8 protein-coding genes are annotated in these 12,491 nt (G+C 42.3%); all 8 read left to right on the top strand.

Features of this window, described 5'->3' with window-relative positions; genetic code table 11:
- Positions 1-143: 143 nt before the first annotated feature.
- The 8 genes from AX762_RS11095 (at position 144) to gntK (ending at position 12,278) form a co-directional block, all read left to right on the top strand.
- Complete coding sequence (locus tag AX762_RS11095) at positions 144-2,552, top strand: pullulanase (RefSeq protein ID WP_083432947.1); 2,409 nt, start codon at positions 144-146, stop codon at positions 2,550-2,552.
- A 584-nt stretch (positions 2,553-3,136) separates the two neighbouring features.
- Complete coding sequence (locus AX762_RS11090; RefSeq protein WP_071849197.1) at positions 3,137-4,840, top strand: alpha-glucosidase; 1,704 nt, start codon at positions 3,137-3,139, stop codon at positions 4,838-4,840.
- A 28-nt stretch (positions 4,841-4,868) separates the two neighbouring features.
- Positions 4,869-7,046 (top strand): PTS transporter subunit IIBC, encoded by a 2,178-nt coding sequence (locus tag AX762_RS11085; protein WP_071849196.1) that lies wholly within the window; start codon positions 4,869-4,871, stop codon positions 7,044-7,046.
- 22 nt (positions 7,047-7,068) lie between these two features.
- Positions 7,069-7,908, top strand: coding sequence for an endonuclease/exonuclease/phosphatase family protein (locus AX762_RS11080; protein WP_071849195.1), 840 nt, complete (start codon positions 7,069-7,071; stop codon positions 7,906-7,908).
- A 140-nt stretch (positions 7,909-8,048) separates the two neighbouring features.
- Complete coding sequence (locus tag AX762_RS11075; RefSeq protein WP_218162509.1) at positions 8,049-8,942, top strand: transporter substrate-binding domain-containing protein; 894 nt, start codon at positions 8,049-8,051, stop codon at positions 8,940-8,942.
- A gap of 83 nt (positions 8,943-9,025) precedes the next feature.
- Positions 9,026-9,724, top strand: coding sequence for an amino acid ABC transporter permease (locus tag AX762_RS11070; RefSeq protein ID WP_071849193.1), 699 nt, complete (start codon positions 9,026-9,028; stop codon positions 9,722-9,724).
- 12 nt (positions 9,725-9,736) lie between these two features.
- On the top strand, positions 9,737-10,480 hold the full coding sequence (locus tag AX762_RS11065) for an amino acid ABC transporter ATP-binding protein (protein WP_071849192.1): 744 nt from the start codon (positions 9,737-9,739) through the stop codon (positions 10,478-10,480).
- A gap of 259 nt (positions 10,481-10,739) precedes the next feature.
- Positions 10,740-12,278 (top strand): gluconokinase, encoded by a 1,539-nt coding sequence (gene gntK, locus AX762_RS11060; protein ID WP_177244097.1) that lies wholly within the window; start codon positions 10,740-10,742, stop codon positions 12,276-12,278.
- Positions 12,279-12,491: the final 213 nt, after the last annotated feature.

The raw sequence follows: 12,491 nt of genomic DNA, 5'->3' as shown, positions 1-12,491 counted from the left end.
CTGGCACTCTCTTTGTCTGTGCATAATGCACGCAAGGAGAGTGCGTTGTTTATAGCTGAAAAAAACTGACCAGTAAAAGGTATAGTTCTTGAGGCTGTCATTTTGACCAAGGACACTCAGATACTGAGCTTAAAGGAGACGATATTATTTATACTTACCCACATCAAACGAACAACAGCATAATAGGTGCAGAAATCATTTCGGAAAATCAGATAAAAGTCTTCTTCAACTCTGCTAAACTTTTAAAAAAAGAAGATATAAGAACCAGTTTGGAAGTAAGAAGTGGTCATGGAGAAGTATTGGTCATTGAATCCATATCGATAAACAATGATAAAAAAAGCGTGATCTTAAAGAGCACCTTCAATATGGATAATGCGCCATTTACCGTTCGTTTAGAAGACAATGAAGTTTTAGCCTACATGGGTTGGAGGCTGAAGGACAGCCATTATGCTTATGAGGGAGAATTAGGAGCAGATGTCCATGAAGACGGAACCGCTACGCTGAGAGTCTGGTCACCCAGCGCAGAGGCTGTTCGTGTCATCTTGTACGATAAAGCTGATCAAACGTGTGTAGTCAAAGATGACATAAGAATGAGGGCGATTGGTTCTGGTGTATGGGAAGTTCTCTTAAATAAAGAAAACAGTGGACTAGTCGATACGAGAGGGTATTTTTATCATTATGAAATCGAAAGGGAAGGCAAAGCAGTGTTGGCACTCGACCCGTACGCGCGTTCATTGGCTGCCTGGGACAGTACCGATCCGGATAATCAGATAGCCAAAGCTGCTATCGTGAGTCCGGAAACAATCGGACCAGAGCTGGATTATGCCGAGATCGAGGGATACGAAAAACGTGAAGATGCGGTTATTTATGAAATTCATGTCAGAGATTTTACTTCTGATCCGTCAATCGACGATCAACTGGCAAGCCGGTTCGGGACATTCAGTGCCTTTATCGAAAAACTGGACTATATCAAAAGTTTAGGCGTAACCCACGTTCAGCTGCTGCCGGTCATGAGTTTTTACTTTATCAATGAATTTAAAAACGATGAGCGCATGCTGCACTATGCTTCTAATGATACGAATTATAATTGGGGTTACGATCCGCAGAGCTACTTTGCATTGACCGGAATGTACTCTGAAGATCCACAAGATCCTGAAAAACGTATTGAAGAATTCAAACACTTAGTCGATGCCATCCATCAATCTGGAATGGGCGTCATCTTAGATGTTGTTTACAATCATACTGCCCGTCTGCATATATTCGAGGATCTGGAACCGAATTATTACCACTTTATGGATAAAGACGGTAAAGCTAGAGAAAGTTTTGGCGGAGGGCGATTGGGTACGACTCATGCTATGTCGCGTCGTATACTTGTAGACTCGATCGTTAACTGGACGAAAGAATATAAAGTGGATGGCTTCCGGTTCGACATGATGGGCGACCATGACGCTGAAAGCATTCAAACCGCTTTAGACGAAGCTCAAAAATTGAATCCCAACATTTTAATGATTGGTGAAGGATGGCGCACATTTATAGGGGATGAAGACTCTGAAGACGTCATGCCTGCCGATCAAGACTGGATGCAGCATACTGACGGGGTGGCGTCGTTTTCTGATGACTTCCGCAATGAGCTTAAATCTGGATTTCAAAATGAAGGAGAACCGTGCTTCATCACTGGAGGCCCACGTTCTATTCAGCGTATTTATGATAATCTGACAGCCAACCCGCATAACTTCACAGCAACGGATCCAGGTGATGTGGTCCCTTACATTGGGGCTCATGACAACCTTACCCTGCATGATGTTATCGCACAGTCTATCCAGAAAGATCCTGAATACCACCAGGAAGAAATACACAGGCGGATTCGCTTGGGAAATCTGATGGTGCTGACCGCTCAAGGGATTCCATTCCTTCATGCCGGGCAGGAGTTTGGACGCACAAAGCAATTCAGAGATGCTCGTTTTACTGAACGTGTTCCGGATTCAAAAACACCTGACCGTTCAATTTTTATAACAGATAAAGAAGGAAAACCATTCGTGTACCCTTACTTTATACATGATTCAGTGTATTCAACGGATGCTGTCAATCAGTTCGATTGGAATAAAGCCACGAATAAAAAAGACTATCCTATCAATACCTTGACCCAGTCATACACAACAGGCTTGGTTAAGTTGAGAAAAAGTACCGATGCTTTTCGTAAAGGAACAATGGAAGAAATTGCAGAAATGGTTTCCCGGATAGAGGCACCAGAAATCGATGAACATGATTTGATCATCGGGTACCGTGCAGAAGATTCAAACGGAGATATCTATCATGTCTTTGTCAACGCAGATGACAGCGAACGTATTTTGACTTTAGAAACTGATTTGACTGAAGGTTTCGTTATAGTGGACGGTCAGTCTGCCGGAACACAAGTAATTGCAAGTCCAAAAGGCGTTTCAATTACTGTAGACAGTATTACGCTGGCACCATTGACTGCTTCAGTGGTCGTACTGACTGACAGAGATATGACAGAAGAATCTAACGATGAAGAAGAAACACATTCAAGGTAATGGGTATAATAAAGAAAAGCTTCTGCTATTTCAGCAGGAGCTTTTTTTATAAACAAACAAAAAAGTGAGCTGAATCTCCAAAGTAATCTCTTATAAATAGTATGATTTTGTATATTGATAGAATCTACATCCCGAAAATTATAAGCCGGAGTGACGACTGTAAAAGGTCAGGTTGACAGCTCGCGAGGTATTCAATGTCTGAGTATGAGTTATGACGGCTGACAACAACATACGAGTGATTCAGATCCTGAGTAAAGGTTATAGTACGTAATATCAGCTACTCGGGGCCGATAAGCGATTGGGTTCGAACTATGATACCTGGTCGTTTTTTTACCTATTTTTTAAGAATATTAATAGATTTCAAGAAAATTTAACATGGAAAGCTCTTGCTGATACAGCAGAAGCTTTTTCTATGTTTTCTTCACCTCCAAAATAATGATACCGATAACAATTCGATAAGTATTGAAACAATTGAAGTGAGACTATAAGATAAAGGATGTTGCTAAAGAATAAAGATTGTCTAGACAAGTGCGATTTAGTTCGAGAAAAATATTAACGGTTACATAGGAGTGTATACAGACAAAATGAAAAAACAATGGTGGAAAAAAGCTGTCGCATATCAAATTTATCCGCGCAGTTTTAATGATTCCGACGGAGACGGTATTGGTGATCTAAGAGGTATCATTCAAAAACTCGATTATCTCAAAGAGCTGGGTATTGATGTCATTTGGGTCAGCCCCATTTATCAGTCGCCGAATGATGATAACGGATACGATATCAGTGATTATCACGTGATCATGCAGGAATTCGGTACGATGAATGATTTTGACGAGTTACTGGAAGAAACCCATAAACGTGGCATGCGGATTATTATGGATCTCGTTATCAACCATACGTCGGATGAACATGAATGGTTCATTGAAGCGCGTTCTTCTAAAGATAATCCGTATAGAGATTATTATATCTGGCATCCAGGTATGCCGGATGGTTCAGAGATCAATAACTGGGAATCGATTTTTGGAGGTTCTGTTTGGGAATATGATGAACAATCGAATGAGTACTATATGCACGTTTTCTCTAAAAAACAACCGGACTTGAACTGGGATAATCCAGATGTCCGCGAGAAGTTATATGAAATGGTGAACTGGTGGCTGGACAAAGGAATCGATGGCTTTCGTGTAGATGCGATTTCACATATCAAAAAGAAAAGCGGTTTTCCTAATATGCCGAACCCCTTGAACAAAAAATATGTTCCGTCTTTTGATGGTCATATGAATCAGTCAGGAATCGATTTGTTTCTCTCTGAATTCGCTGAGCGCACACTGAACAAGTACGACGTGATGACTGTAGGCGAAGCGAACGGTGTGACGATTCGAGATGCGGATAAATGGGTAGGCGAAGATAATGGTTATTTCAATATGATTTTCCAATTCGAGCATTTAAGTCTATGGGGAGCGAACGGCGATGGCTTGGATATTCACGAACTCAAAGCGGTCATGACCCGCTGGCAGAAAGGCTTGGACGGTCGTGGATGGAATGCGCTGTTTATTGAAAATCATGATCAGGCTCGTTCCGTTTCAACCTGGGGAAATGATGGGGACTTAAGAAAGACATCAGCTAAAGCACTGGCAACCTTCTACTTCTTCATGCAGGGCACGCCGTTTATCTACCAAGGTCAGGAAATCGGTATGACCAATGTTCAGTTCGAGGCTATTGAAGACTATGATGACGTGGGCATGAAGAATATGTATGAAATTGAAACCGATAACGGAAAATCGCATGAGGAGATCATGGCTTATATATGGAAAAACGGACGTGACAATTCACGTACACCGATGCAGTGGTCCAACGAACCCGAAGCTGGTTTCACAACGGGAACCCCCTGGTTTGGTGTCAATCCGAACTATCCGGATATCAATGTTGAACAGTCTTTAAATGATCCGGATTCCATTTATTATCACTATAAAAAAATGATTAAGATGCGTCAGACGACACCAACGCTGATTTATGGTCGTTATGAACTCATTGCAAAAGAGCATGAACACGTTTATGCCTATATGAGATCCTACGATAACGTTAAATATGCGGTTATGGTCAATCTCTTCAATCAGACAACAGAATTTGATTTGTCAGAAGAATTGGAACTGGGAGAAATGAAACTGAGTAATTACAGTGTCAGAGATGAATCAAACGCGACCATGACACTGCGACCATACGAAGCGCGCGTCTATAGAGTGGCGAAACAAAAAGTATGGCGCGATCCGAATTATTATATATTGAATGAATAAAATAATTGTTGATTAGAGGAGAATAATGATGAAAAAAATAATGAATTTTGAATTCTGGCAGAAATTTGGTAAATCCTTGATGGGGGTTATCGCAGTTATGCCTGCTGCAGGTTTGATGATCAGTATCGGTGGGTCTATTCCGCTGATCAATCCTGATCTGCAGGCTTTAATCGCTGTGGGAAGCGTCATTGAAAGCATTGGTTGGGCGATCATCGGAAATCTTCACATCCTGTTTGCTCTAGCCATTGGTGGAAGCTGGGCGAAAGATAGAGCGGGCGGTGCCTTTGCAGCCGGAATCAGTTTCATTCTAATCAACCGTATCTCCGGGGCTATTTTCGGAGTCACCCAAGATATGCTGGGTGATGAAGCGGCTGTTACGCAGACGTTGCTTGGAACAGAAATCCCTGTAAATGGTTACTTTATTAGTGTCTTGGAAGCGCCTGCTTTAAATATGGGTGTCTTCGTCGGTATCATTGCCGGATTTATGGGAGCCATGGCTTTCAATAAATACTATAAATTTAGAAAGTTACCGGACGCCCTGTCTTTCTTTAACGGGAAACGATTTGTGCCCTTTGTGGTCATTTTATGGTCACTGATCGCTGCAATTGTTTTAGCTTTCGTCTGGCCGGTCATTCAAGGCGGAATCAACAGTTTTGGTGTCTGGATTGCTGAATCACAAGATACAGCACCAATATTAGCTCCGTTTTTATTCGGAACACTCGAGCGTTTGCTCCTGCCGTTTGGTCTGCATCACATGTTAACTATTCCAATTAATTACACACCGTTGGGTGGGACCTATGAGATCCTAAGTGGGGCTCAACAAGGCTCATTTGTCTTTGGTCAGGATCCTTTATGGCTGGCATGGGCAAGAGACTTAGTGAATCTGGATCATGCCGGTGACACGAGCACATATCAATTCGCTATGGAAAACTTTGTCCCTGCACGATTTAAAGTCGGACAAATGATCGGTTCATCCGGAACGTTGATGGGTCTGGCTTATGCGATGTATAAAAATGTAGACGAAGATAAACGTAAATCCTACAAATCCATGTACATTTCTGCTGCATTGGCAGTCTTCTTAACCGGGGTAACGGAACCTCTGGAATTCATGTTTATGTTTGCAGCGATGCCGCTTTATGGTGTGTATGCAATCGTTCAGGGGTTAGCTTTTGCGATGGCAGATATTTTGCCGCTACGTATCCATGCCTTTGGTAATATCGAACTCTTATCACGGACACCTTTAGCATTTAGCGCCGGATTAGGTTGGGACTTGTTTAACTACATTTGGGTCACCATTTTGTTCGCTGTAGTGATGTATTTCATCGCCGACTACTTGATCAAACGCTTCAAATATGCGACACCTGGTCGAAAAGGAAATTATGAAGGCAACGGTCAGGACGAACCTTCAGGTGATAAAGTGGACGCCTCTCAGCAAGTGTATGATGTCATTCATTTACTTGGTGGAAAAGACAACATTTCGGACGTGGATGCGTGCATGACACGACTGCGTGTGACGGTTAAAGACACCAATAAAGTGGGCAGCGAAGCGAACTGGAAAAAAGCGGGAGCTATGGGACTCGTTCATAAAGATACAGGCGTTCAAGCGATTTACGGACCAAAAGCTGATGTCTTGAAATCGGATATTATAGATGTGCTGGATTCCGGTGCACCCATTCCCGCATCGTCACTCACTGATCAAGGACCTTCAAAAACAAATACGACTGCGACCAACTTAACTGAAACAAATAAAGCAACTAGTCAAACCATTTATTCTGTAGCTGATGGTCAAGTGTTACCTATCACGGAAGTCAATGACAAGGTCTTTTCTCAAAAAATGATGGGCGATGGCTTTGCGGTCGTCCCTTCAGATAATGAAGTCGTTTCACCTGTTTCCGGAACGGTCAGAAGTATCTTCCCTACGAAGCATGCAATCGGTCTGGAAACGGCTGAAGGCATAGAAGTGCTGGTTCATATGGGCATTGATACGGTAGACTTGAAAGGCGCAGCCTTTGACGTACTGGTCGAAGAAGACCAAATCATCAAAGCAGGACAGCCTCTTGCCAATATGTACCGAAGCAAGGTGGAACAAGCCCATAAAGATACCTCGATCATGGTGGTCTTTACCAATTTGAAAGAGAATCAAGCCTTTGAGTTAACAGCTGTTGATGACGTAAAAGCAGCAGACAGCATTGGGAACGTTAAATAATAGATCTTAAGGAGACTAACAGATGAAAGTCTTAACACTTAACACGCATGCGTGGATGGAAGAAGATCCTTTAGAAAAAATCGAGCAACTCATTGACTGGATCGTTGTGAATGAATATAGCTTTATAGCGCTACAGGAGATCAATCAATCGATGGATGCTCTAGCAGTAAACGATCCGACCTTTGTCAGACCAACTGGAGACCATCCTGACGTGGAGATAAAAGCAGATAACTTTGCCCTACTTATCGTTGAAGGGCTACGGGCTAAAGGACTGCCTTATTTCTGGAGCTGGACAGCCAACCATATTGGGTATGATACCTATGATGAAGGGGTAGCGATTCTTTCTGAATATCCAATCGCAGCGCAGAGTCTACGCGTGTCAAAATGTAAGGACTATGCCCATCATTATACGAGACGCCTTTTGAGAGCTACAACCTTGGGTGAACAAGAGAACTGGACCATTGTTTCCTGCCATTACTCCTGGTGGCAAGATGCATCAGGCGATGAATTGTTTAAACACGAGTGGGATCAGACGCTCAAATCAGTTGAGGATGCGAAAAGTTCACCGCTCTTAGTCATGGGGGACTTCAACAATGAAGCCTCTGTGTCTCAGGAAGGTTATGACTACATCAAAGAAACAGCACCGTATCTGGCTGATGCTTTCACGAAAGCCACAGAAAAAATTGGAGAGGCCACGGTATCGAGTGCCATCGATGGCTGGGATGATCATGCGGAAGAAAAGCGCATAGATTATATCTTTGCTGACAGCGAAAAAGAAATCGCTTCTTACCGCGTAGTCTTTGACGGTCAAAATGGCCCGGTGGTCAGTGACCATTTTGGTGTTGAAGCCATTTTTGGATAATGCTTACTTAAAGTCAGGGTGTTACGTGACAATCATTTAAAAACATGCTATATTAAACACCGGACCTTTTTAGCGTCCAGTGTTTTTTTATGTTAAAAAAATGTTAAATTTGAGATGATATAGAGTGAAAAGGGGATTTAATGATGAAGAAAAAATTATTATTAACTAGTTTAGTTTCAATGGGGGGATTATTATTCGCTTGTGGAAATGACGCAGAATCTGACGTTGAGATGAATGATGATGCAGCAGAAGAGACAACCGAAGAAACCGTTGAAGAAGAAACCTCTTGGGCAACGATAGAAGAAGAAGGCGTCCTGACTGTGGGAACTTCCGGGACTTATGCTCCGATCACATTCTTTGATGAGAACAACGAACTCACAGGATTTGAAGTAGAATTAGTGAGAGAAATCGGAGAAAAGCTGGATCTTGAAGTCGAATTCGAGACAATGGACTTTGATGGTATTCTTCCGGCACTCAGAAACGGACAAATCGATGTCGCAGCGCATGATTTTGCCATTACTGAAGAACGTTTGGAAATTTTCGACTTTGTCGATCCTCATAAATTCTCTTACGGTTCAATCATTGTCAGAGAAGAAGATCAGGACAAATTTGAATCTGCTCGTGATTTAGAAGGTGTCGACGTTGCAGTTGGATCGCTGACAAGTAATTATGCGATTTTTGCAGATAATATCGGGGCAAATGGCACAGCATATGATGGCGGGGTTGAAGCCATGCTTAGAGATGTCATCAACGGAAACCAGGATGCTTACCTGAATGATTACCTTGTTCTAATCAATACATTGAACGAATTTGATGATGATCGCCTGGCAATTGCAGAAGACGTGAAATTTCACGCGACTGAAAGTGCAATGACCGTCTTAAAAGGGAATGAATCATTACGAGATCGTTTAAGCGAAGCACTTCAAGAATTAAATGATGAAGGTGTCGTATCTGAGCTATCAGTGGAATTCTTAGGGGCAGACGTTACAGAACCTGTCGATGAGTCAGAAATCGTGAATCTTGAAGGAGAATAAATAGTAAAGAGAAACATACAAGAATCAACTCGTTCTTGTATGTTTTTTTATTAAAAAAGTAAATGACTAGAAAGGATATAACAATGTTTGATACATTTAGAGACATTCGATGGGAGCACTTGTTTGATTTTGAACTGGCGATAGATTCATTACCATTTTTACTTCAGGGTCTGCAGAATACGATGATCATTGCCTTATTCAGTATGTTTATTGCATTAATGCTGGGGATTGTATTAGGTATTGCCCGTATGTCAAAATATGCTCTTTTAAGCTTACCCGCTCGATTATACATTTCTTTTATGAGAGGAACGCCTTTGCTGGTTTTTGTTTTTATCCTTTACTACGGATTACCAGTAATAGGAATCGATTTTAACAATGCAATCGTGGCGGCTATCGTTGGGGTCAGTTTAAACTTTGCGGCTTATAATGCTGAAGTTGTTCGCTCGGCAATAATGTCCGTACCTAGAGGGCAGTGGGAAGCCGCTGCGACATTGCAGATGGACTATTTTCAGACGTTAAGAAAAATAATTATTCCTCAAGCTACTCGAATCGCATTACCTCCAACCTTTAATATTTTTATGGATGTGGTAAAAGGGACGTCTCTAGCATCAGTCATTACGGTACAGGAGTTACTTTACAGCGCACGACTGGTGGCAGGGAGAACCTACGACAGCATGACGATGTATATATCGGCAGCGCTCATCTACTGGATGGTCTGTATCGTGATTGGCTACTTCCAGAATCGATTAGAAATAAGATATAATCGTTATTTGTCTAATTAAGGAGGAAAACGTGTGATTACAATCGAAAGTCTTAAAAAAAGTTTTGATAATACACCTGTATTGAAATCCATTAATCTGCAAGTCCATAAAGGAGAAGTCGTTTGTTTAGTCGGAGCTTCCGGTTCGGGGAAAACAACACTGCTTCGCTGCCTCAATCTGCTGGAGATTCCAGATGAAGGAACGATAAAAATTGGTGAAAAAGTAGTGTCGTTTGGCGAAAAAAAAATTACGAAAAAGGATATCAAAGAAATCCGTCAGTATTCTGGAATGGTTTTTCAGGGCTTCCACTTATTTCCTCATATGACGCTACTGGAAAATATCATTCAGGCACCGCTGACTGCCAAACAACAGGATAAGGAAGTTATCTTGGAAGAAGCCAGGGTCCTGCTTGAAAAAGTGGGACTGACAGAACATCAGGATAAGTTTCCGGATGCACTGTCTGGTGGTCAGCAACAGAGAGCGGCCATTGCCCGTGCTTTGATGATGCATCCTGAGGTCATGTTGTTTGACGAACCGACTTCCGCCCTGGATCCTCAACTTGTTAGAGAAGTATTGAAAGTTATTGAAAGTCTGGCGAAAGAAGGGCAGACGATGGTCATCGTGACCCATGAAATGAACTTTGCGCGCCGTATTGCTGACAAAGCGTTCTTTATGGATGACGGCTATATCGTTGAAGAAGGACCGGCCGAGGAAATCTTAACTGATCCGAAAGAGGAACGTACAAGAGAATTCTTAGCTTTACTTCAAGATGAATAATAAATGGTTCGGGATAATGACTGATTCAAGACGGCGATCTTTAAAGCTTCAACGAGACGATAATAGATTTCGGAGAAAGAGCAATAATTGATCTCGTTTTATAAATTAGTCGATAATCTGGACTGTACCACAATTAAATATAACCAATAAAACTAGCTGTTTTGGCAGCTAGTTTTTTGTCTGTAAAAGATGGACTTCTTTGCGGCTCTTTAGAAGACAATGGTATACTACATTTATAAGATAAGTGTGAGAAAGTAGGATGAGTATGAAGAAATATGCCATTGGCGTAGATATTGGAACCACGAGTACGAAAGCTGTTCTTTTTTCCAAAAAAGGTGAAAATATAAGTCAGGCATCAGTCGACTATCCGATGTACCATCCAGAACCACAGGCCTCGGAACAAGACCCTGATGAAATAGTAAAAGCTGTCATGACTTCGATCAAAACGTTGATGGGAAAATCAAAAGTATCCAAAGACGACATCCAGCTGATTTCTTTCAGTGCAGCCATGCACAGTTTTATAGCGGTGGATGACAGCGGGAAACCCTTAACGGCCTCTATCATATGGGCGGACCAGCGAAGCGAGCCTTACGCTGTTCAGTTAAAGGAAATGAACGGCCAGTCGATCTATGAAAAAACAGGGACACCCATTCATTCTATGTCACCGCTCACGAAACTCATGTGGTTAAAAGCAGAAAAACCCGATATTTTTGAGCATGCTCACCGTTTTATCGGTATCAAAGAATACGTCTTTTATCATCTCTTCGATAAGTATGTCATCGATCATTCCGTTGCATCTGCGACAGGTCTCTTTAATATGTATACCTTGGATTGGGATGAAGAAGCGCTGGAAACGGCTCAAATAACCAGTGAGGAATTATCTGAACTGGTCCCGACAACAGCAGTGTTTACCGGAATGAATAAAACACATGCTCAAGCAATGAGGATAAATATCGACACGCCTGTTGTCATTGGAGCCAATGATGGGTGTCTGGCCAACTTAGGCGTAAATGCGATCGACAAGGGTGTTGTCGCCATCACCATCGGAACCAGCGGTGCGATTCGAACAGTGACGGATAAACCGGTGACGGATGCAAAAGGCAGAATCTTCTGTTACGCGTTAACTGAAGATCACTGGGTCATAGGCGGACCTGTCAACAGTGGCGGCATGATATTGTGCTGGTTGAGAGATGAGTTATGCCAGGAAGAAATAAAAGAAGCAAAAGTGCGCGGCATGGAACCGTATGACGTCATGACGGAAAAAATGGCGACCGTTCAAGCGGGATCGAACGGGCTCATATTCCATCCGTATTTATCAGGTGAACGTGCGCCTTCCTGGAATGCCAACGCTCGAGGTTCTTTTTACGGCTTAGCGATGCATCACAAAAAAGCCCACATGATGCGGGCCGTGTTGGAAGGTATAAATATGAATCTGTGTACCGTATTCTCAGCCTTGGAAGAACTGATCGGACGACCAAAGAAAGTACATGCCACCGGCGGCTTTGTGAGATCAGAAGTTTGGGTCCAGATGTTGGCCGATGTCTTTGATCAGGAAATACATATTCCGCAAACCGGAGAAAGTGCCTGCTTGGGCGCTGTTGTCCTGGGACGCTTTGCCCTGGGAGATATCGACGATTTAAGTGAAGTGAAAAACATGGTGGAAATGAAAGAAATCACTGAACCGAATCCGGATGTCGTGACCATCTACAAAGAACTCATGCCAATATGTCATCGGTTAAGTCACCTGTTTGAAAAAGAATATGACAGTCTCATTGCTTTTCAGAAAAAATATAAATGAGCGAAAAGCAGAGAATAAGGAATGAATCCTTCGACTAGGATGCTGAAGAAAAAAGTAAGCAAATGGACAGAACATTTATGAGCTAAAAGGCGACTGCTTGACTTATTATTTTAAGGTTGGCAAGATACTGAAGCGAACTATTATATGTGGAAAGAGGCTGGGACTTAAGTCCCAGCCTCTTTCGCGTTTTTGAATGATTGTTCTTAAATATAC

It is taken from the genome of Alkalibacterium sp. 20 (genome assembly GCF_001885615.1).
GTDB lineage: Bacteria > Bacillota > Bacilli > Lactobacillales > Carnobacteriaceae_A > Alkalibacterium.
This window is presented reverse-complemented; position numbering and strand designations above follow the sequence as displayed.

What these genes read in the sequence shown, in the direction of transcription:
- AX762_RS11090 (WP_071849197.1), top strand. Translation starts at nt 3,137, where the DNA reads ATGAAAAAACAATGGTGGAAAAAAGCTGTCGCATATCAAATTTATCCG.
- AX762_RS11085 (WP_071849196.1), top strand. Translation starts at nt 4,869, where the DNA reads ATGAAAAAAATAATGAATTTTGAATTCTGGCAGAAATTTGGTAAATCC.
- AX762_RS11080 (WP_071849195.1), top strand. Translation starts at nt 7,069, where the DNA reads ATGAAAGTCTTAACACTTAACACGCATGCGTGGATGGAAGAAGATCCT.
- AX762_RS11075 (WP_218162509.1), top strand. Translation starts at nt 8,049, where the DNA reads ATGATGAAGAAAAAATTATTATTAACTAGTTTAGTTTCAATGGGGGGA.
- AX762_RS11070 (WP_071849193.1), top strand. Translation starts at nt 9,026, where the DNA reads ATGTTTGATACATTTAGAGACATTCGATGGGAGCACTTGTTTGATTTT.
- gntK (WP_177244097.1), top strand. Translation starts at nt 10,740, where the DNA reads ATGAGTATGAAGAAATATGCCATTGGCGTAGATATTGGAACCACGAGT.